The sequence below is a fragment of the Hahella sp. CR1 genome (assembly GCF_029813005.1).
In the GTDB taxonomy this organism is placed as follows: Bacteria; Pseudomonadota; Gammaproteobacteria; order Pseudomonadales; family Oleiphilaceae; genus Hahella.
The window spans coordinates 503002-522525 of record NZ_JAPELK010000003.1 but is presented as its reverse complement, the minus strand read 5'-3'; the positions used below and the strand labels follow the sequence as shown (position 1 = coordinate 522525).

Annotated in this window: 18 protein-coding genes; 9 read left to right on the top strand and 9 right to left on the bottom strand. The window is 56.9% G+C overall.

Annotated features, from left to right (window positions below; all coding sequences use genetic code 11):
• Positions 1-12 precede the first annotated feature (12 nt).
• The 5 genes from ONV78_RS10290 to ONV78_RS10270 form a co-directional block, all read right to left on the bottom strand.
• Positions 13-459, bottom strand: coding sequence for a DUF1499 domain-containing protein (locus tag ONV78_RS10290; RefSeq protein WP_216739665.1), 447 nt, complete (start codon positions 457-459; stop codon positions 13-15).
• Positions 460-521: 62 nt separating this feature from the next.
• The gene (locus ONV78_RS10285; RefSeq protein ID WP_279503061.1) at positions 522-1271 is read right to left on the bottom strand and encodes a YciK family oxidoreductase; all 750 of its coding nucleotides are present in this window, start codon (positions 1269-1271) and stop codon (positions 522-524) included.
• Between the two features lie 72 nt (positions 1272-1343).
• Complete coding sequence (locus ONV78_RS10280) at positions 1344-2024, bottom strand: HAD-IA family hydrolase (RefSeq protein ID WP_279503060.1); 681 nt, start codon at positions 2022-2024, stop codon at positions 1344-1346.
• Positions 2024-2740 (bottom strand): bifunctional 2-polyprenyl-6-hydroxyphenol methylase/3-demethylubiquinol 3-O-methyltransferase UbiG, encoded by a 717-nt coding sequence (gene ubiG, locus ONV78_RS10275; protein ID WP_279503059.1) that lies wholly within the window; start codon positions 2738-2740, stop codon positions 2024-2026. Before ubiG ends, ONV78_RS10280 begins: the two co-directional genes overlap by 1 nt.
• A gap of 71 nt (positions 2741-2811) precedes the next feature.
• Positions 2812-4146: a TRZ/ATZ family hydrolase gene (locus ONV78_RS10270; RefSeq protein WP_279503058.1), complete on the bottom strand. Its 1335-nt coding sequence runs from the start codon at positions 4144-4146 to the stop codon at positions 2812-2814.
• A 166-nt stretch (positions 4147-4312) separates the two neighbouring features.
• Here ONV78_RS10270 and mtnA point away from each other — a divergent pair, with 166 nt between their 5' ends.
• Positions 4313-5338, top strand: a complete 1026-nt coding sequence (gene mtnA / locus ONV78_RS10265; protein WP_279503057.1) for an S-methyl-5-thioribose-1-phosphate isomerase — start codon at positions 4313-4315, stop codon at positions 5336-5338.
• 154 nt (positions 5339-5492) lie between these two features.
• Complete coding sequence (locus ONV78_RS10260) at positions 5493-7079, top strand: ATP-binding protein (protein WP_279503056.1); 1587 nt, start codon at positions 5493-5495, stop codon at positions 7077-7079.
• 9 nt (positions 7080-7088) lie between these two features.
• Here ONV78_RS10260 and pdsS read toward each other — a convergent pair whose 3' ends face one another.
• Positions 7089-9050, bottom strand: a complete 1962-nt coding sequence (pdsS, locus tag ONV78_RS10255; RefSeq protein WP_279503055.1) for a proteobacterial dedicated sortase system histidine kinase — start codon at positions 9048-9050, stop codon at positions 7089-7091.
• An 8-nt stretch (positions 9051-9058) separates the two neighbouring features.
• A complete protein-coding gene (pdsR, locus tag ONV78_RS10250) occupies positions 9059-9760 on the bottom strand; it encodes a proteobacterial dedicated sortase system response regulator (RefSeq protein ID WP_127971942.1) in 702 nt (233 codons plus the stop codon).
• Positions 9761-10015: 255 nt separating this feature from the next.
• Between pdsR and ONV78_RS10245 the strand changes: the two genes are divergently transcribed.
• Together ONV78_RS10245 and ONV78_RS10240 are read left to right on the top strand one after the other, a co-directional pair.
• Positions 10016-10153 carry a hypothetical protein gene (locus tag ONV78_RS10245; RefSeq protein WP_279503054.1) on the top strand — a complete coding sequence of 46 codons (138 nt, stop codon included), beginning with the start codon at positions 10016-10018 and terminating at the stop codon, positions 10151-10153.
• Between the two features lie 197 nt (positions 10154-10350).
• Complete coding sequence (locus ONV78_RS10240) at positions 10351-11331, top strand: NADPH:quinone oxidoreductase family protein (protein WP_279503053.1); 981 nt, start codon at positions 10351-10353, stop codon at positions 11329-11331.
• Positions 11332-11337: 6 nt separating this feature from the next.
• Here ONV78_RS10240 and ONV78_RS10235 read toward each other — a convergent pair whose 3' ends face one another.
• Positions 11338-12798, bottom strand: a complete 1461-nt coding sequence (locus tag ONV78_RS10235) for an NAD(P)/FAD-dependent oxidoreductase (RefSeq protein WP_279503052.1) — start codon at positions 12796-12798, stop codon at positions 11338-11340.
• Positions 12799-12977: 179 nt separating this feature from the next.
• On the opposite strand from ONV78_RS10235, the gene ONV78_RS10230 reads away from it, so the two are divergent.
• Positions 12978-13640: an O-methyltransferase gene (locus ONV78_RS10230; RefSeq protein WP_279503051.1), complete on the top strand. Its 663-nt coding sequence runs from the start codon at positions 12978-12980 to the stop codon at positions 13638-13640.
• Positions 13641-13736: 96 nt separating this feature from the next.
• Here the strand turns inward: ONV78_RS10230 and ONV78_RS10225 are convergent, their stop codons facing one another.
• Positions 13737-15572: a pre-peptidase C-terminal domain-containing protein gene (locus ONV78_RS10225; RefSeq protein WP_279503050.1), complete on the bottom strand. Its 1836-nt coding sequence runs from the start codon at positions 15570-15572 to the stop codon at positions 13737-13739.
• Between the two features lie 359 nt (positions 15573-15931).
• On the opposite strand from ONV78_RS10225, the gene ONV78_RS10220 reads away from it, so the two are divergent.
• The 4 genes from ONV78_RS10220 (at position 15932) to ONV78_RS10205 (ending at position 19511) form a co-directional block, all read left to right on the top strand.
• Positions 15932-16417: a GNAT family N-acetyltransferase gene (locus ONV78_RS10220; protein WP_279503049.1), complete on the top strand. Its 486-nt coding sequence runs from the start codon at positions 15932-15934 to the stop codon at positions 16415-16417.
• Between the two features lie 110 nt (positions 16418-16527).
• Positions 16528-17202 (top strand): hypothetical protein, encoded by a 675-nt coding sequence (locus ONV78_RS10215; protein ID WP_279503048.1) that lies wholly within the window; start codon positions 16528-16530, stop codon positions 17200-17202.
• Positions 17199-18902, top strand: a complete 1704-nt coding sequence (locus ONV78_RS10210) for a nucleotidyl transferase AbiEii/AbiGii toxin family protein (protein ID WP_279503047.1) — start codon at positions 17199-17201, stop codon at positions 18900-18902. Before ONV78_RS10215 ends, ONV78_RS10210 begins: the two co-directional genes overlap by 4 nt.
• Positions 18903-18923: 21 nt before the next feature.
• A complete protein-coding gene (locus tag ONV78_RS10205) occupies positions 18924-19511 on the top strand; it encodes a DUF99 family protein (protein WP_279503046.1) in 588 nt (195 codons plus the stop codon).
• Positions 19512-19524 lie beyond the last annotated feature (13 nt).

The following is a 19524-nucleotide window of genomic DNA, read 5'->3' as shown; positions in this document are numbered from 1 at the left end:
GCGCCGGCGGCGTTACTCACTAAGTAGCGCCGCCTTGATTTCCTCCATCCGCTCCCGATTGACGCCGAAATCCCGATAGCCCAGCCGGGACGCCGAGCGCAGATGTATCACGCCTGTCTGCCGATCTAATAGAAACTCTACATCGTCCACAAAGCGGAATACGAATGATGTGGCTTCCGCGCGGATATAATCGGGCTTGCGTTGGGTGATGCGGATATTGCCGGCATTTTCCAAAACAGTGGGCAGCCGTTCCCACATCTGCGTCGCCTTGTCGTTGTAAAGGGGTGTAATGAAATGCTCCGCGTCGTTGGGATCGCTGAAGCTGCTGACGCAGTTAGGGCTTTCGGGGCAGGGCGTCAGGCGTCCGTCATGGGCCCCGAGTCCTGCCGGGGGCGTGCTGCCGCAGGCGCTGAGGCCTGCGGCGATAACAAAGATTGTCCATTTTGCTGTGTTGCTCATCGCTCCTTCTCCGCTGCGCACTGGCGCAGACCTTGATTAAGGCGTGAAATACAGCTGTAAGATCAGTCGCCTTGTGCGTTGAATGCCTGACCAGTAACGCCAATGCTGTCTTTACCCATCAGGTAAAGATAGACGTTCATGATCTCTTCAGGCGTTGGGTTTTTCGTGGCGTCTTCCGCCGGATAGGCCAGCGCGCGCATGGCGGTGCGGGTGGCGCCGGGATTGACGCTGTTGACGCGAATGCGTTTGTCGGCGTCATCCAGTTCGTCCGCCAGCACCTGCATCATGCCTTCAACGGCGAATTTGGAGACCGCGTAAGCGCCCCAGTAGGCTTTGCCTTTGCGGCCGACGCTGGAGGAAGTGAAAACGATCGAAGCGTCTTCGGACTCGCGGATCACCGGCATCAGGGAGCGGGTCAGCAGAAAAGGCGCCATGGCGTTTACCTGAATTACGCGGGCCCAGCTGTCCGGGTCATAGTGCTCCAGCGGGGTGCGGTGGCCCAGAATGGCGGCGTTATGCAGCAGTCCGTCGAGTCGGCCGAATTCTTCACGGATGGCGTTGGCCAGATCGTCATAATCCTTCGCCACCGCGCCTTCCAGATTGACGGGAAAAATCGCGGGTTTCGGGCCGCCTTCCGCTTCGATTTCGTCGTAGACGTCTTCCAGCTTTTTGGTGGTGCGGCCGCTGAGAATGATGGTGGCGCCGTGTCGGGCGAAGGTCTTCGCCGCCGCGCGGCCGATCCCAGCGCCCGCGCCTGTGATCAGGATGACGCGGTCGTGCAGAAGGTCGGCGGGGGCTTGATAAGAATACATAATGCGTGTTTTCTCTCGTCGTGATCTGTCTTTAATGTGCAGTGACTTTCGATTATAACGCCCGAGGGGAAATCAAAGCACTTGTTTCAGCAGGGCGGCGACTTCCTCCACAGAGTGCGCCACGTGGTCCGCATTCCAGGCCAGGGCTGCCTCGGGCTCATCCAGATAGCCGTAAGCGGCGGCGATGGTGAGCATGCCTGCATTGGCGCCCGCCTGAATGTCGCGTATATGATCGCCGACATACCAGCATTTCTGCGGGTCGCAGTCAGCCAGGCGCGAAGCCAGCAACATGGGCTCGGGGTCCGGCTTGGTGCGGGAGACATCGTCAGGGCACACCAGTGCAGCCATGCGGGAGCTAAGCCCTAACGCTTCCAGCAGCGCTTCGCTGTACAGTCTGGGTTTGTTGGTGATGACCCCCCAGTGAATTCCTTGGCCTTCCATCAACGTCAGTAGCGCTTCAAAGCCTGTGAACAGGCGGCTGTCGACGGCGATGTGGCGCAGATACAGGTCCAGCAGCTCCTGACGCAGCGGCTCAAAATCGGCGTCCGTCTCTTCCATGGCGAAAGACAGCTTCACCATGGCGCGGGCTCCATCGGACACCGTTTTACGCACGGCTTCGTACGCCATGTCAGGCATGCCGCGTTGACTGCGTTGCATGTTCATCACCCGAAAGAAGTCGGGGGCGGTGTCGATCAGGGTGCCGTCGAGATCGAAGAACACGGCCTCCGGACGGTAAAGTCGCGTATCCGTCATCAGGCGTCCTTGAGCGGTTTGACCGCGTGCATGAGATAGTTGACGTCTACGTCGTCGCCCAGCTTGTATTCTTTCAGTAACGGGTTGTAGGTCATGCCTCGCATTTCACACAGATCGAGATCAGTGCGACGCAACCAGGCCGCCAGCTCGTTGGGCTTGATGAACTTCTTCCATTCGTGAGTGCCTCGCGGCAGCATTTTCAGCACGTATTCCGCGCCGACGATGGCGAATAGAAAGGACTTGGGATTGCGATTGATGGTGGAGAAGAACAGGTCAGCGCCGGGTTTGGCGACGCGAGCGCAGGCGGCGATGACTGAGGCGGGATCGGGAACATGCTCCAGCATTTCCATGCAGGTCACCACATCGAAAGACTCCGCTTCGGCTTCCGCCAGCTCCTCGATAGTAGTGCGGCGATAATCCACGCTGACGCCAGACTCCAGTCCGTGCAGACGCGCCACGGACAACGGCGCTTCGCCCATATCGATGCCGACCACATGTGCGCCGCGACGCGCCATGCTCTCGCTGAGAATGCCGCCGCCGCAGCCTACGTCCAACACTCTTTTGCCGGGCAGGGCGGCGCGCTCGTCAATAAAGTCGAGTCGCAGCGGGTTGATCTCATGCAGGGGTTTGAATTCGCTTTCCGCATCCCACCAGCGATGGGCCAGATCCTCAAACTTTTTCACTTCACTCAGATCGACGTTCTCAACGGGAGTCATGTATCCGTTTCCTCTGAATTGGTCGGAAGGGGCCGTGATGCGGCCCCACGCGTTCGCTTCGGCGGGCTATTTTAATTGGCTTCGGCGGTGTTGGCGATTCTCTCGCGCCAGGCGTCAACCTTTGTCCGTAGCTCGCGGACGTCCATATTGATCAGCTTCTGCTCTTTCACCTGGGCCACGCCGGAAGTCCAGACATGGCTGACCTGGCTGGATTTGGTGGAATAAGCCAAATGCGAAGCGACGTGATACACCGGTTGTACTTCGATGCCGCTCAGGTCTACCGCCATAATGTCCGCCCACTTGCCAGCTTCCAGAGAGCCTGTGACGGACTCCATGCCCAGCGCCTTCGCGCCGTTGATGGTGGCGATTTCCAGCGCCTGGAATGCGCTGACGGCGGCGGCGTCCTGCGCCACGGCTTTCGCCAGCATCGCGGCGGTTTGCAGCTCACCCAGCATGTCCAGGTCGTTGTTGCTGGCGGCGCCGTCGGTGCCGAGAGCCACGTTCACGCCAGCTTTCAGCAGACGGTCCAGAGGACAGAAACCACTGGCCAGCTTCAGGTTGGATTCCGGGCAGTGAACCACATGCGCGCCGGTTTCCTGCAGAATCTCCAGATCGCGATCGTTAATCTGGGTCATGTGTACGCATTGCGTGTTCGGCGTCAGCAGGCCCAGCTCGTGAAGACGTTCGGTCGGACGCTTGCCGGTTTTCTCCAGGCCTTCCTGCACTTCGCCGGCGGTTTCGTGAAGGTGAACCTGTACAGGCATATCCAGCTGGTTGGCAAGCGTCACCACCTGTTCGAACTTGTCGTCGGAGACGGTGTAAGGAGCATGGGGACCGAAGCCGATGCGAACCAGATCGCTGTGCTTGTATTCGTCGTGCAGGGCCAGACCTTTGTGGATGGACTCTTCCGCTGTCGCCGCGCCGGGAACCGGGAAATCGATGACCGGGAACACAATCTGGCAACGCATGCCGAGACGGGTGGCTTCTTCGGCCACGGCATCCGGATAGAAATACATGTCGCTGAAAGTGGTGGTGCCGCCCAACAGCATTTCCGCCATGGCCAGTTTGGAGCCGTCGCGAACGAATTCGTCGCTGACCCATTTGCCTTCCGCAGGCCAGATATGGTGGCTCAGCCACTCCATCAAAGGCAGGTCGTCCGCCATCCCGCGGAACAGGGACATGGCCAAGTGGCCGTGGGTGTTGATCAGGCCGGGCGCCACGACATGGTTGGGCAGGTCGACTGTTTCTTTGGCGGCGAAACGCGCTGTCGCCTCGGCGGCGTCGCAAACGCCTACAATTTTGCCTTCGGATACGGCGACGGAGGCGTTTTCAAGAACGACTCCTGCTGGTCTGACGGGGATAACCCAACGCGCATTTATCAATAAATCAACGCTTTCTTGAGCCACAGCTACACTTCCTATATCTATTCAAAATCAGCGCCCAAGTATACCTATAATACAAGGGGATAAGTAGGGCGCAGGGCTTAAATGACGTATAATGCCGGCCCGGACCAGCAGATTTTCGCCCGGTTCCGTTTTCTGACCATTTGATCAACTTATTGGGGCGCGCCACATGTCGCAATCTTCCGTTTCCGCCATTCGCTGGGCGAACAATCAACTTATTCTGCTAGATCAACGCAAACTGCCGCTGCAGGAAGCGTATGTTCACTGCGTCACTCACGTTGAAGTGGCTGACGCCATCCGCCAGATGGTGGTGCGCGGCGCGCCGGCGATCGGAATCGCAGCGGCCTATGGCGTGGCGTTGGCGGCGGCGGAGTTCAGTTCCGACCGGGATCGCATGCATCGCGCCCTGGAAACGCTGGCGGATTCACGACCGACGGCGGTAAATTTGTTCTGGGCCCTGCGTCGCATGCGGGATCTGATCGACGCCTCTTCCGCCACGGATCTGTTCCCGCTGCTGGTGGAAGAAGCGACGCGCATCCACGAAGAAGACCTGCAAGCCAACCTGACCATGGGTGAGCTGGGCGCTGATCTGATCGCAGAAAGCGGTCGCGGCGCGTTGTTGACCCATTGCAACACTGGCAGTCTGGCCACCGGCGGCTATGGCACAGCACTGGGCGTGATTCGATCAGCCTACCGTCGCGATCTGGTGACGGAAGTGTTTGCGGATGAAACCCGCCCCTGGCTGCAAGGCGCAAGATTGACCGCCTGGGAGTTATGCCAGGATGATATCCCCGTCAAACTGATCGCGGATTCCGCTGCGGCGCATGTCATGAAAACCTGCGCGGTGAAATGGGTGATTGTCGGCGCCGACCGCATTACCGCTCACGGCGACGTCGCCAATAAGATTGGCACATACGGTCTGGCGGTGCTGGCGCGTCATCATGGCGTCAAATTCATGGTGGCGGCGCCGTCCAGCACCATTGACTTCGAACTGTTCAGCGGCGCGGATATTCCTATTGAAGAACGCACTTCCGATGAACTGAAGTTCGTGCAGGGGACCCCGTTGGCCCCGGAAAAAGCCAACGCCTTCAACCCTGTCTTCGACGTAACGCCGGCGGAGCTGATCGACGCCATCGTCACCGAGCGCGGCGTGGTATTACGTCCGAATGCGGAGAAAATGCGTAAATTGCAATAATTGTCGTCCGTGCGAGGGATTTTCTGAGCGCAGGCGAATACGGGAAGGATGATATTCCTTCCCGGGCTGCTATCTTTATCAGGGGAGGGCGGTTTTCAGCGGGACGCGGAACCGCGAGAGCAGAACTTATCTTCGCCAATGGCGCGTATAATTTATGCAGGAACCCATCATCCCGGAGAATGAATCGCAGCGGCTTGTCTGTCTGCACTCGCTGTGCATTCTGGACACAGAGCCGGAACAGCGTTTTGACCGCATCACCAAGCTGGCGGCCTCGCTGTTTAATGTGCCCATTGCGCTGGTGTCTCTGGTCGACGCCGAACGCCAGTGGTTCAAATCGAAGGTGGGGCTCAACGCGTCGGAAACCGGTCGCAATATCTCATTTTGCGGGCACGCTATTTTGCAGCGGGAAGTGCTCTATGTGCCCAATGCCCTGAAAGACCCCCGATTTTCCGATAACCCCCTGGTTACTGGTCCTCCTCACATTCGTTTTTACGCCGGCGCTCCGCTGAGTCTGGATGAGACCCACCGTATTGGCACGCTCTGTCTGATTGACGTTCGCCCCCGTCGTTTTAACCAGGAACAACTGCAGCGCTTGCGGGACTTGGCTGGTTGGGTCGAAAGAGAGCTGCATATGCTGCGTCTGGCGGATCTTTCGCACATGAACGCCCATCAGGAAGCCTATCTCACTTCCATACTGCAAGCGGTTGTCGAAGGGATTGTGACGGTAAATGCCGACGGCGTGATTGAAGCCGCCAATCAGGCGATGAAGGAGATGTTGCGGGTCTCCGGCGAGCAGCTGAATGGCGCTCATTTTTCTCAATGGCTGAAAAACGATGCGCCTCTGCTGGAGTTATTGCAGCGTGGGCAAGAAGGCGACGCCGACGTCCGGGACGGCATTCATCGCCTGGAGGTGGAATTGATCCGCAGCAGCGGTGAGACATTTCCTGCGCAGCTCAGCTTCCGCCAGATGGAAATGGGCGATGCAATGAGATGGGTTGGCAGTGTGGCGGATATTTCCGATCGCAAACGCGCCGAGGCCATGAAGAAAGAGTTCGTGTCGGTGGTCAGCCACGAATTGCGCACTCCGTTGACCTCCATAAAAGGCGCCTTGGGACTGCTTTCGGCGACCTTGGGTCCGGAGCTGAACGAACAGTCAGCGAAGTTGCTGTCGATTGCCTCAAACAACAGCGAACGTTTGCTGGCGCTGGTGAACGATATACTCGATATCGAGAAGCTGGAAGCGGGCCACGTGGACATGGCGTTGGAGGAAGCCGAACTGCTGGCCGAGCTGGAGCAGGCGCTGAGCATGAATGGACCCTACGCCAAGGCCCGTAATGTGACGATGCAGCTTGAGCATGGCGCCGGGGATGTTATTGTTGGAGTGGATAAACGCCGCTTCCAGCAGGTGATGAGCAATCTGATTTCCAATGCGGTCAAATTCTCTCCTGCGCAGGGAAGGGTGACGATTCGCAGTCGATTGTCCGGCGGCGGCGAGGTGTTTATTGACGTCGTGGATGAAGGCGTGGGGATCAGTGAAATAGATCAGGCGCGCATTTTCGATAAGTTTTTCCAGGCGCCGCCTTCCGGTCGTCAGGCCGTGGCGGGAACGGGACTGGGGCTCAGTATTGTGCGGGCGTTGATCGAGCAGATGGGCGGCGGGGTCAGCGTCAAGTCACAGCTGCACAAAGGCAGCTGTTTTACACTGCGTTTACCCGCCCGTTGCCGGGAAATCCGCGCTTGATCTAAAAGCTCAGGAGCGAGGCAGCCCAATAGCGAAGCGCACGCCGCGCGCGGTGTTCTCCACTTTGATCCGCGCCTGATGGAATTCGGCGATCAGTTTGACGATAACCAAGCCCAGGCCCAGGTGTAATTCCTGTCCGCCGTCCTGGCGCACGCTCATAAACGGCGTAAACAGCTTCTCCTTAATGTCTTCCGGAATGGGGGCGCCTTCGTTTTCAACGTAGATCCAGCGCTCCTGTTTAGTTTCTTCGACGCCGATGTAAATGGCCCCGTCCGGTGCGGTAAAGTCCCTGGCGTTCTCCAGTAATTTGTCCACCGCCTGGGCTATCAGCTCGGCGGAGATGTCCGCCACAATTGGCGCTTCCGGCAATTCAAGCTCCAGTCGGCGCGGCTCCACGAGGGGGCGATAAGACTGCTGCAACTCGCTGATCAGCTCGCTCAAATCAAAGGTTTCAAGGCTTTGCGACTGAATCGTGGCTTCCAGACGCGACGCCTGCCGCATGGCGGTAAGCAGGGCGCTGATGCGTTCGGCCCCGGCGCGGGCCCGACCCAGATACTCCTGCTTTTCCTGTTCATTGTCGGCGCTTTCCAGTAACTGCAGGGAGGAACTGACGATAGCCAGCGGCGTGCGACATTCGTGGGTCAGCTTGCTGGCGAAGGACTCCATATACTCTGAATAACTGCGTAATTGGGTCAGCATTTCGCTAAAGCTGCGCGACAGGTCGCCCAGCTCGTCCGGCATCCGCGAGGCCTGAAAGCGGCCGCTGAACTTGGTCTCCGTATCCAGTGCGGAAACGATACCTTTGCTCAAATGCGTGATGCGCCAGGAGAGCCAGGAGGCGTAGCCGAACAAGATAAGCATGATGACGATCAACAGCGCCACAGAGCCGCCGACGGCTGCGAACAGGGCGTCATTGGCTACGGCGGCGATTTGCGGCGTACGCTGCTCCAACTGCACCCAGCCCAGTAATTTCCCGGTTTCGCTCTTAACGGGATAGCGGGTGATCAGGTTGGCGAGTTCCGAGGTGGCGCTGGCGTCCCAGGTGGAGCGCGGCGCGTCGGCGGCGTGGGGCTGCGACTCCGACGCCTGTGAAACGCCGTCCACCGCCCAGCGCAGCAGGCGGCGCATGGCCATGCGCCAGACGTCATCCTGCATGCCAATGTAGCGCATCAGGTCGTTATCGTATTCCAGCAGGGTTGCGCCCTGAGCGTCGGTCAGGCGTAAACGGGTGTATTCAGGGGTTAATTCCTGAGCCTTATGGATCAGAGCTGGCGGCGCGAAGTTCAGCAACATGGGCTCAGCGTCGCTGCCCAGAACATCCAGCGTATTACGGTTGAACACCCAGGCGGCGGACTTGTCTATATCGATCCAGCGCAGGCTGAAGCCGTCCTGCAAGGAGGCGAGGGGGATGCGTAATTCCAGGATGAAGCCCGGGCCGTCTTCTTGCCACATGCCATGCACGCTGCTCCATGATCCCGCCAAACGGGCTTTGATTTGGCCGGGCCCCTCCGTTTCCAGCATCGTCACCGCCTTGCCGCCGGCGAGATAGCCGGTGATCAGTTCGAAATGGTCCGCTGGCTGGCTGCGGGCGCTGGGCTGTCGGTATTGAATGGATGCGTCATTGGCGGCGACCAACAGATACAGGTCCTGCCCGTCGGTGGCCGCCTTGACTGCACGGATGGAATCCGGTTTCGGGCCTGATAAGGCGGGAATTTCCGCCCAGTCGTCCTGATAACCGTCCAGATAGATAGGCGTATCATACTGGCGCACGTTGAGAATGCGGCCGCCTATCGAAGCCGGCGTTGGCCATTCCGGGCGCAGCAGGGAGGCGATAAAACCCGCCAGCTGGATATGATTCTGCTGTTGGGATTCCCGCAGGCTCTGTTCGATCTGTTTGGCGAACTGAATGACCGCCCACGGCAGCAACAGCATGACGCAGGCGATCAGGATAAGCTGGCGACGTAGTTTCATGCGTCAGCCTAAGGTTGTGTCGAATCCCAGCGATATCCCATGCCGTAGGCGGTGTTAATCGCCCGGAAGTCCGGGTCCACCGCCTGGAATTTTTTGCGGATGCGTTTGATATGCGAGGTGATGGTGCTGTCGTCGAGAACGGCGTTGGCGGCGTCCATCAATTGGGTGCGGTTTTTGACGTGCCCGGGGTGTCGCGACAGTGCGTGCACGATCCAGAACTCAGTGACCGTCAGCATGATGGGCTCATCGTTCCAGAACGCCTGCATACGGTCGATGTTGAGTTTAAGTTGCCCACGGGTGATCAGTTCGTCCTGCTTCTGATTGGCGGCCTGCAAGGCGTCGAGACGACGGAACAGGGCGACGATGCGGGTGAGCAGGTAGGGAATGCTGATGTCTTTGGTCAGATAATCATCGGCGCCCAGGCGCAGTCCGGATATCTGATCGAACTCGCTGTCCCGGGCAGTCAGAAAAATAATGGGGACCTGGGAGGACAGCCCGCGCACTTCGCGGCACAGCTCAAAACCGCCTTCCACATCGGAACCCAGACCCACATCAATGATCACCAGGTCCGGCAGTTGCACGCGAAAGCGTTCCATGGCGGAGGGACGGGAATCATAGGTTTCCACCTGATAGCCGTGTTTCTTCAACGCTTCACTGTAATTGGCGCGGATCAGAGGCTCGTCTTCAACTAAGGCAATTCTGCGGGTCATTTCACACCTATCGACAAAGAATGGCGCTATTAGAGCACGCCTGAATTTCTCTGCTCAAGAGAAGCGGGGCGCATTGCCACAATTCGTCATTTTTTGATCGACGCTTTGACGGTTTTTTAGCAGATAAACCGCTTAATTCTTGAGTGAAATGTAAAACGACTGCAACAAAACGGTTACTAAACTGACAGAAACAGTCTGAGTGTCCCGCAGTCGCTTAACCGGAACATCACTGCTGTACCCAAGAGGAGATACGCTATGAGCGAGAAACTTCAAAACGCCTCTAACGCGCCATCACAATCGAAAGCCATGCGTTATGGCTTGGCGCTGCTGACCTTCGCCGCGATTATCTGCGCACAAAACCTTTGTTTCATGATCGACAACCAAATTATCTGATTATCATTGCGACAAGATGCACGAACGCTTTCCTGGAACTCAACCGCGCCCAGGTCAATGCGGTTGAGTTACCTCCTTCCCTGATTCATACTCTCCAAGGCCGCAAGAGCCGCGCCTATTCACTCGGCGACAAAATCATAAAATGAGCAAATCAAACCCCGGTTGTTGAATCTATTCATCAGATAAAGGGGATCATCATGCGCGCGCTGCTGTGCAAAGAGCATGGACCGGCGGATACGCTGGTCATTGAAGACACTGCCGAGCCCAAAGTAAGTGGGGCTAACGTTCTGGTGGACGTTAGAGCCGCCGGCCTTAATTTTCCCGATACCCTGATCATTCAGGGGAAATACCAGTTTCAGCCTCCCATGCCCTTTAGTCCTGGCGGAGAAGTGGTCGGCGTAGTGAGTGCAGTGGGAGATAAAGTGAAGCGGCTAAAACCCGGCGACCGCGTCATGGGGCTGACCGGCTGGGGCGGCTTTGCGGAAAAAGTAGCGGTTCCCGAGTCCAACCTGATTCCAGTTCCTGCGGGCGTAGACGATATCGTCGCCGCCGGGTTTGTCATGACTTACGGCACCTCCATGCATGCATTGACTCAGCGCGGCCGACTACAGGCCGGTGAGACGCTGTTGGTGCTGGGCGCGGGCGGCGGCGTTGGGCTGGCTGCGGTGGAAATCGGCAAGGCCATGGGCGCTAAGGTGATTGCTGCGGCCAGCTCAGCGGAAAAGCTGGCGGCGGCTCAGGAGGCAGGGGCGGACGCGACTATTAATTACGCCGAAACGGATTTGAAGGAAGCCATAAAAGCGATGACGGAGGGGCGCGGCGTGGATGTGGTCTATGACCCGGTCGGCGGCGCTCTGACGGATAAGGCGCTGCGCTCCATGGCCTGGGGCGGACGACATCTGGTGGTTGGTTTCGCCAGTGGTGAGATTCCCAAGCTGCCGGCGAACCTGACCCTGCTGAAAGGATGCGAGGTTGTGGGTGTCTTCTGGGGCGCTTTCACACAACGTCAGCCGCAGGACAATCTGCAGAATTTCCAACGCATGTTCCAGTGGATGCAAGAGGGTCGCTTGCAGCCGCGGGTCAGCAAAGTGTATCCGTTCGAGCAGGCGGCGCAGGCCATCTCTGATATGGCGGAGCGCAGGCTGGTGGGTAAAGCGGTGGTGCGAATCGCGGAATAGGCGACGTTACAGCCACTCATAGTCCGCTTCGTTCACCTTGCGGGTGCGGCGACGATATTCCACCGTAAAGCCGGGCCAGAGTGTGGTGATTTTACCGCTTTTGGTTTGATACCAGCTCTGGCAGCCGGATTTCCACACGGAACGCTGCAGGCGTTGTTGCAACGATTCGTTGAACAGTCTTTGCGCGCGGGAGCGCAAGTGAATCTGTTTAACTCCCAGTTCACGGGCTTTGTTCATAGCGTCGAGAATGTAATTAACCTGCGACTCGATCATAAAGATCATGGAGCTGTGACCGAGGCCGGAATTGGGGCCGACCACCATAAAGAAGTTGGGGAACCCGCTGATGGTGACGCCCAACATCGCTTCCGCGCCGTCTTCCCAGGCTTGATTTAGGCTGACGCCGCCGAGCCCGATGAGATCAAAAGGAATGACGGCCTCCGCCGCCTGGAAACCAGTGGCGAGGATAATGGCGTCGAAATCATGATTAACCCCGTCTTGGGTTCTGACGCCAGTCGCGGTGATGGCGTCGATGGGCGTGGTCTCCAGCGTGACGTCCTGTCGCCCCAGCGCCTGATAATAGTCATTGGAGATCAACACCCGCTTACAGCCCAGGGTGTATTGCGGCGTTAATTTGGCCCGCAACGCCAGGTCTGGCGTTTGGCGCGCCAAGTGCGACAGGGCCTTTTTCTCCACCAGTTTCATGATGCCGGGATGCAGCACAAACCCCATGACGCGCCATTCCAACACCCAGTAAATCACCTGACGACTGAACCACAGTAAGAAGGGATAGCGGCGGTATAACGACCGTTCCATTGGACTGATCATGCGATCCGGCTTGGGCAGTATCCAGGGCGGCGTGCGTTGAAAAACGGTGGTATGGGCGGCCTGCGGCGCAATATTCGGCAGCAGCTGAATGGTGCTGGCGCCTGTGCCGATGACGCCGACCTTTTTAGCCGTCAGGTCGTAGCTGTGGTTCCAGCGGGCGGAATGAAAAAGCTTGCCAGTAAAGGATGATAGCCCTGGTATCTCCGGTTGCGCCGGGCGACTGAGCGCGCCGACGCCTGAGACCAGGAAGCGCGCTTGCAACCAGCCTTCGCCGTTTACTTGTACGCGCCATTGATCCTCGGTCTCATCAAACTCCGCGCGGGTGACTTGTTGATTCAGGCGAATAAAGGGCCGCAGGCCAAATTTGTCTGCGCACAGTTGCATGTAGGCCCAGATTTCCGGTTGCGAGGCGAACATGCGGCTCCAGTCCGGATTGGGCGCGAAGGAAAAGGAATACAGATGGGAGGGAACATCGCAGCCGGCGCCGGGGTAGGTATTGTCGCGCCAGGTCCCGCCAATGTCGTCGGCTTGTTCCAGAATCACAAAGTCTTCAATGCCGGCCTGCCTTAGCCGTATTCCCATGCAGAGTCCCGCAAAGCCAGATCCGATGATGATGACTTGGTGACGCGCCGCTTCGCTCATGAGCTACCCCCTGCGAAATATCTTTGTTATTTTGTTTGCGCTGGGCTCCGTTGAGGTTTCGCTGTGAATGACGAAACCTCAACAGACCTTGGTAAACTCAAGGATAGGTAAGTCTCCCGCTAATTGGCAGCCCCTTTGGGGTGATCGGCGCGGCGGCGATTTGAAAGAGATCACACAATATGTCAAAACAAACTCTAAATATGAACGACAGCCTCTATCAGTACCTGCAAGTCACCGGCGTCAGGGAAAGCAAAGTGCTGCATGCATTGCGGGACGAAACCAACAGACATGAAATGGCGCGTATGCAGATTGCGCCAGAGCAGGGGCAGTTCCTGACCTTGCTGACGAAGCTGACGGGCGCCCGCAAAGCCATCGAAGTAGGCACCTTTACCGGATACAGCTCCATCTGCATCGCTGAAGGCTTGCCCAAAGACGGCAAACTCATCTGCTGCGACGTCAGTGAAGAATGGACCAGTATCGCCAGACGCTATTGGTGTCTGGCGGGGCTGACTGACCGCATTGACCTGCGTCTGGCTCCTGCGATGGAAACCCTCAACAAGCTGTTGGGTGAGGGCCATGCGCGCACTTTCGACTTCGCTTTTATCGATGCGGATAAAACCAATTACGACAACTATTACGAAGCCTGCCTGCGCTTGTTGCGCCCGGGAGGGTTGATCGCCGTCGACAATGTGCTGTGGGATGGCAAAGTCGCCGACCCCAGAGAGCGGGATGACGATACCTGTGCGATTCGCGCTTTGAATGAGAAGCTGATGCGCGACAAGCGTATTGATTACTCCATGGTGCCCATCGCGGACGGCGTCAGTCTGGCGCGGAAAAAATAATCTCGAATTGAGATGTCCAAGCGGGGCTCGATCCGCAGCCGTATTGGCGGATCGAGCCCCGCGTTCGTTAAAACAGCTTAGGGTGCGAGCGCGGGATTATTCCTGCCTGGCCTGCGTCAGCACGACAGCCACTTCTTTGCCTTGAACCCGATCATCGTAACGGGCCACCAGCTGTACGTCCGAATAAGGATCGAAGGCGTGCAACATCACATGATAAACCCCGGTCTGCGGCGTGTTGTAGGAACAGGTTTCTTCCTGTGTGGTTTTGAAAGGGCGGCAGTCATATTCGTTTAACGTCGGAGGCGTTCTGAAGCGAACATGCATGTCCGCATCGCCCTGACCGCCAGACATTTCAATACGCAAGTTGCGGGCGCTTTCCGGGATGTCGACGTAGAAATAGTCCATCTCATCCTTACTGCCGGAAAGTTTCGTCACCGCCTCGCCATTCATCAGTTCTTGGCTGCTGTCGGAGTTAGCTTTATAGCCAGCTTCGAAAGTGATGCCGGAATAGCTGGAGAATGCATGCAGCATGACGTAGTAATTGCCCGCCTGGGGCGAATTGAAGGTGCAGATTTCTTCCTGGGTGGTTTTGTAAGGTCGACAGTCATAGGAAGCGAGGGTGGGACGCTCGCCAAACTTGACGAACATATCCATATCGCCGCTGCCGCCAGAGATGCGGAACACTAGATCACTCGCGCCAGGCTCGACTTTCAGAACGTAGTAGTCTTTATCCTCTTTGTCCGCGCTCAGATTACTGAGAACCTGACCGTTTTCCAGTTCCTTATCCGGCGTATCAGGATCGGTAGGCCCGGATGTGCCAGGGTTATAGAGTTTATTGTTGGTGCAGTACTTCGAGCCGTTTTTACTCATCCAGAAATAATTGCAGTCGCCGTCATAACTGTAACGGCCGGTTTTCACCTTGTAGCCGGATAGGTAAACGCCGTCCAGGTGATAGAAGCCGCCGTCATATTTCAGGCTGAAGTGCTGATGGGGGCCGGTGGAGCTGCCGCCGTTGCATAGCGCCTGAGAGCGGTTGTTGGCGTAGTTCGCCAGTTTCTGGTTTTGCGATACGGTGGTGCGGTCCTGGAACTGCACATTGTCCAAGTGGTAGTAAGTGGTTGACCAGCCGCCGTCGTGCAGCACTTCCACGAAGCAGGATGAATGTCGCACTGCTGTGCCCGCTGCGGACGCCACCGCCCATTTAGTGGATGTATCCGATCCCCAGCCACCGCCATTGTTCATGTCCAGGGAAGACAACGGATAGTTGCCGCTGCCGGTGTTGGTATGCGCGCCGCCGAACCACCAGCTTTGATCAATCGGGAAGGGGAGCTGCAGCAAGTTTTCCGGAGGGACCAGCTTTTTGGAGTAAGCGGAGAAGCGGCTGACGCCGGGAGGTTCCGCGCTTTCCTGCTCTTGCGGAAACAAGCGCTGGTAGACCGTTGCGAACTCATCAGCGTCGCCTGCGGCGTTGTTCATCAAGGCGCGGGAGAGCGCGCGTGTGGCGATGTCTTCGCCGCTGACAGACAGGCTTTTCTGCTCTTGATTTACCGTGCTGTAATAAGCTTTGGCCAGTCGCATGGCGATATCTTCAACTTGAGCGCTGAAGCCATCCCGTTCGGACAAATCTCCGAGGGGGCGTTGCAGGGATGCGGTGCGTGCGCCGCTTACCAGGCCAGTCTGCATTTCTATCAGGGTTAACAACACTTTAGGGCTCACGGTGCTATAACCGGCCCAGTGCGTAATGACTTCGGTCTGATCCAGTAAATGAGGAGCATTCCGTTTCAGGTAGGCGGCGACATCGAAGGTCAGCATCTCTTGGTAAGAATAGATAAACTGCTCGTCCGAAATGATATCTCTGCTATCGTCGGAATGCGCCAGGAGGGGGAGTGCTGAAAGCGCGCAGACGAAGATAGTTCCGATACTCTTTTTCATATAAATTCCCTTTAAAGTTAATGAGTTGAACGCGGCTCGGAATGGCTGGCCGGTTTAAATGCTGCGCGGTAGGAAGCGCAGTCGAGCGGTCTGTTTCTCAAATGAGAACAACTCTCAGACAGTTATAAATGAAGACTAAAAAATGATCAGTTGCAAGTGTGGGACGCGGGTTGGGAATGGTTTCAAACTCTTAGCCGTTCATTTTATCGTTAGGCTGAAGCGTCCTTTTTTGCACTGGAGTAAAGACTAGGATTTATAAAAAAATCCGGCAATCCGGTTGAAATACCTGAACAAAAAATACGGGGCGCATTATTGCGTTAAGCGGCGTAATGTCAGATAAAAAAGTCGGATAAAGAAATATGAGCGGCGAAGCTGAACAGATGAAATTTTTATGTCTGAAGCATACGGATGCGGATATCGCCAAGGAGTTGTTTGATCTGTTTCAATCCGCTTACCGGGTGGAAGCGGACTTAATTGGCGTGGAGCTGTTTTCGCCATTGTTTAGAACACCCGATGATTTGATGGCGAGTTCCACCCAGTTCCTGGGATATCGACGGGAGGCCAGGCTGGTAGCGGCGATGGAGTTGGACCGCCAGGGCGAGTGGCTGAGTATCGACAGTCTGGTAGTCGCCCCCGGTATGTTTCGGCGGGGATACGCCAGCGGTTTGCTGGAGCATGTTTTTACTCATCGCGATCAGTTTGGACGTCCCAAAGGAGCGCGAGTGTCCACCGCCGCAGTAAACGCGCCCGCCATCGCCCTGTATGAACGGTTCGGGTTTCAGAAGGTGGCGAGTCGCCGCACGGAGGAGGGGATATCTGTGGTATCCTTTGACCTCCTGTTTTGAGGCCGGCTCCAAACATATCTCATCAATTAATCATCGCGCGATGGATGCGCACTTGAAATCAATCCGTCCGCTATCTGTACCATCGGGTTTTCTGTAGGCAGTTTTATCTCATGAAGTATCGGTTCCACACGCCGCTGGATGCGCTCAAGGCGTTTCCTGGAAAGTATGAAATCCATATTACCGTCGTCACTCGCGATCAAGTCGCGCTGCAGCGCTTTGTCGACTTTTGCGCGGTGAAAGAGGCGAAAGCTATCGTTATTCAGTTGTCCTCCGGTGAGCATTGTACGCAACCCATGTTGTGCAAGCGTTTGAGCGGCGCGCCGGAGAAGGTTTGGGAGCAAATTCAGGAGCTGTGCGACGGGATGGCGAGTGAGGGATTTTCCGTCGAACGCTTGAAAATCGAGGCGGCGATAAGCAACGCCAACATCCCCCAGCATGACGAAGCGGCGACGCAACTGCCCGAATATTGTTACTTCGAACATCATCTGAAGCTCAGGTTGCCGGCGGATTATGACTTAACCGTCTTGCGTGCAAAGGTGCGCGAGTATCGCGGGCGTCTTTCCTCCAATGCATTTTGGCGCGATGAGGAGCATCGGGAGCAGTTCGTCACTCAACGCATTCGCGGAGGGTTGGGGAAGGCGGGCAAGTTGCTGGAGGTTTTGCGTACATTTTTAGCGGACAATGGCGTAGAGATTGTGAAGGACATTCGCGAGTTCAATATCTATGACAGCAACATTGGGCTTGACGCCGGTTGGGATGGGGTCGACACAGGAACGCGCCCATGACGGAGACGCCGAAGGTTTTGACGGAAGAAACGCGAACGCTGATCGCTATTGAAACGTTGTTGGCGCGTTTACACAGTCTGGCGCAGGCTGATCGCTTCGTCGTGCGAGGCAGCTATGTCTCGCGCTGTTGGAGCGGGCCGCAGCCGCGAGCCTGTAAGGACCTGGATTTATTGTATCTGGGTGATTACGCCCCGGACTATTTCACTGCTTTGATGCGTCAGCTCATGACGCAGACGGACGCCTCTCCTTGCCGCTTTAACTCGGATGCTATGCAGGTCAACCCAATCTGGCAGGACAGTATTTCTCCCGGTATTCGCTTCACCTGTGGCTATGTGGTTTTCGATGTCGAAGGGACGCTGCAGGTGGATATCGCTGTCGGCGATCCGTTGACGATTCCACCCCGAATGGTTGAGCTACCCTCCGTGCTGGAGGACGGCGCAATGATCGCCGTACCCGCTGTCGCTGTTGAGATTGCCGCCGCCTGGAAGTTGCATGGGCTGTTTGAGCATATGAACGGCGGTTGGATGTCGAAGACGTTGTGGGATCTGTATCTGTTCTGCAAACACAATGCGCTGGACCCCATGCGGCTGCGAGAAGCGATTCTGGTCGCCTTTGAAAGCCGCATGGACCCGCTGGCGATCCTTCGTCGTCTGCTATACGGCGATTTCGGGCGCAGCAAAAAATCCCGCAGAAACTGGCGCAACTTGATGTCGGAGTATCCGCATCAGCAAATTGAACCTATGGAGTCGGTGTTGGACTGGCTGCGAGCATATCTCAACCCCATATTGCCGTTGCAGAATGATGGAACCCTGCTGACCCAGTCTGAGGTGATCACCTATCGCGTGAAGCTGTTGAAGGAAGACGGTTCGGAAGCCGCGCGCCAAAAGCTGCGCACCCTGCAGCAGAAACGCAAGCTGTTGCCGTACAAGGCCTATACCTCCATTCCCCATCTGCCGGGGTCGCGCACTGGCCCTGCGGACAAACACATAGACGCCAATAAGGCGGACATGTTGACCTCTCGACAACGCTATCCTGACGATGTGGTTATCGTGCAAGAAAAGCTGGATGGCTCCTGCGTGGCGGCATTGCGAACGGATGACCGGGTTCTGGCGCTGGGTCGCGATGGCGATCTGGCGGATGAGTCTCCCAATCCGGCGCGAAGACTGTGGGCGGAATGGGTGGAAGAGCATCAGTCTCGTTTTCTTGATGTGCTGGAGCCTGGTGAGAGGTTGGTCGGCGAATGGTTGGCCCTCGTGCATGGAACCCATTACCGGCTGGCGCATGAACCCTTTGCGCCCTTTGATATTTTTACCGCGGACAATCGACGTTTGCCCTATGCGGTTTTCAGGCGACGAGTGACGCAGGCTGGGTTTACTCCCGCCAAGGTCCTCCATATCGGCGAACCCTGTTCCATTGATGAGACCCTGCGTTTATTGGGGCATGGCGCGCACGGAAGCGTGGAAGCACCGGAAGGCGCTGTGTGGCGTCTGGAGCGGGGAGAGCAGGTGCTGTTTTTGGGTAAATTCGTGCGTCATGGTAAAACCGATGGGGCCTATCTTCCAGAAAACAGCGGACGTCCTGCGCTATGGAATTGGCATCCTTATCTGCCGGTGTTTTTCGAAGAAACAATGGAGAAAGGGCGGGAGAATGAAGAGAGCGCTCAGGAGACGAGTAAAACTGAAAATGGCGAGACGGATTAACCGCAGTTTGGAAACGGCGTAATGAAATCATTGGATCAATTGGTGAAAGGCAATCGTCGTATTCGCGTCGCCGGATTTGACGATGCGCCTTTTGCGCGGCGGAGAGGATCGCCCGTCAACGTGGCGGGAATCATCTGCGCAGATGGTGAATTTGAAGGCATGCTCTGGGGAACGGCGACCAAAGACGGCGATGACGCGACGGACTGCCTGATCGCTATGCTGATGAATAGCAAGTTTTATGATCAGGTCGGCGTCGTGCTGACGGATGGCGTGGCCATCGGCGGATTTAATGTCATTGATCTGCCGAGGTTATGCGAAAGTGTGCAGCGTCCCTGCATCGCAGTCATGCGCAAGCACCCAGATCTACCGGCTATAGACAAGGCGCTGCGCAACTTTGACGACTATGAACGGCGACGCGACCTGATTCGTGCAGCGGGAACCATTTTTAGTAACGACTTCTGTCACTATCAGGTGGCGGGTTGCGACCCAGAAACCGCTAGCCAAGCCCTGGCGCGACTGACCACCAAAGGCCGAGTGCCGGAGGCTTTGAGGTTGGCGCATATTATCGTCTCGGCGGTCATGACTGGCGAAAGCGGTAGGAGGGCTTGAAGCCAATGGGAAA

Excerpts from the sequence above, each read along its gene's own strand:
- ONV78_RS10290 (WP_216739665.1), bottom strand. The coding sequence starts at position 459 with ATGAGCAACACAGCAAAATGGACAATCTTTGTTATCGCCGCAGGCCTC.
- ONV78_RS10285 (WP_279503061.1), bottom strand. The coding sequence starts at position 1,271 with ATGTATTCTTATCAAGCCCCCGCCGACCTTCTGCACGACCGCGTCATC.
- ONV78_RS10280 (WP_279503060.1), bottom strand. The coding sequence starts at position 2,024 with ATGACGGATACGCGACTTTACCGTCCGGAGGCCGTGTTCTTCGATCTC.
- ubiG (WP_279503059.1), bottom strand. The coding sequence starts at position 2,740 with ATGACTCCCGTTGAGAACGTCGATCTGAGTGAAGTGAAAAAGTTTGAG.
- mtnA (WP_279503057.1), top strand. The coding sequence starts at position 4,313 with ATGTCGCAATCTTCCGTTTCCGCCATTCGCTGGGCGAACAATCAACTT.
- ONV78_RS10260 (WP_279503056.1), top strand. The coding sequence starts at position 5,493 with ATGCAGGAACCCATCATCCCGGAGAATGAATCGCAGCGGCTTGTCTGT.
- pdsS (WP_279503055.1), bottom strand. The coding sequence starts at position 9,050 with ATGAAACTACGTCGCCAGCTTATCCTGATCGCCTGCGTCATGCTGTTG.
- pdsR (WP_127971942.1), bottom strand. The coding sequence starts at position 9,760 with ATGACCCGCAGAATTGCCTTAGTTGAAGACGAGCCTCTGATCCGCGCC.
- ONV78_RS10245 (WP_279503054.1), top strand. The coding sequence starts at position 10,016 with ATGAGCGAGAAACTTCAAAACGCCTCTAACGCGCCATCACAATCGAAA.
- ONV78_RS10240 (WP_279503053.1), top strand. The coding sequence starts at position 10,351 with ATGCGCGCGCTGCTGTGCAAAGAGCATGGACCGGCGGATACGCTGGTC.
- ONV78_RS10235 (WP_279503052.1), bottom strand. The coding sequence starts at position 12,798 with ATGAGCGAAGCGGCGCGTCACCAAGTCATCATCATCGGATCTGGCTTT.
- ONV78_RS10230 (WP_279503051.1), top strand. The coding sequence starts at position 12,978 with ATGTCAAAACAAACTCTAAATATGAACGACAGCCTCTATCAGTACCTG.
- ONV78_RS10225 (WP_279503050.1), bottom strand. The coding sequence starts at position 15,572 with ATGAAAAAGAGTATCGGAACTATCTTCGTCTGCGCGCTTTCAGCACTC.
- ONV78_RS10220 (WP_279503049.1), top strand. The coding sequence starts at position 15,932 with ATGAGCGGCGAAGCTGAACAGATGAAATTTTTATGTCTGAAGCATACG.
- ONV78_RS10215 (WP_279503048.1), top strand. The coding sequence starts at position 16,528 with ATGAAGTATCGGTTCCACACGCCGCTGGATGCGCTCAAGGCGTTTCCT.
- ONV78_RS10210 (WP_279503047.1), top strand. The coding sequence starts at position 17,199 with ATGACGGAGACGCCGAAGGTTTTGACGGAAGAAACGCGAACGCTGATC.
- ONV78_RS10205 (WP_279503046.1), top strand. The coding sequence starts at position 18,924 with ATGAAATCATTGGATCAATTGGTGAAAGGCAATCGTCGTATTCGCGTC.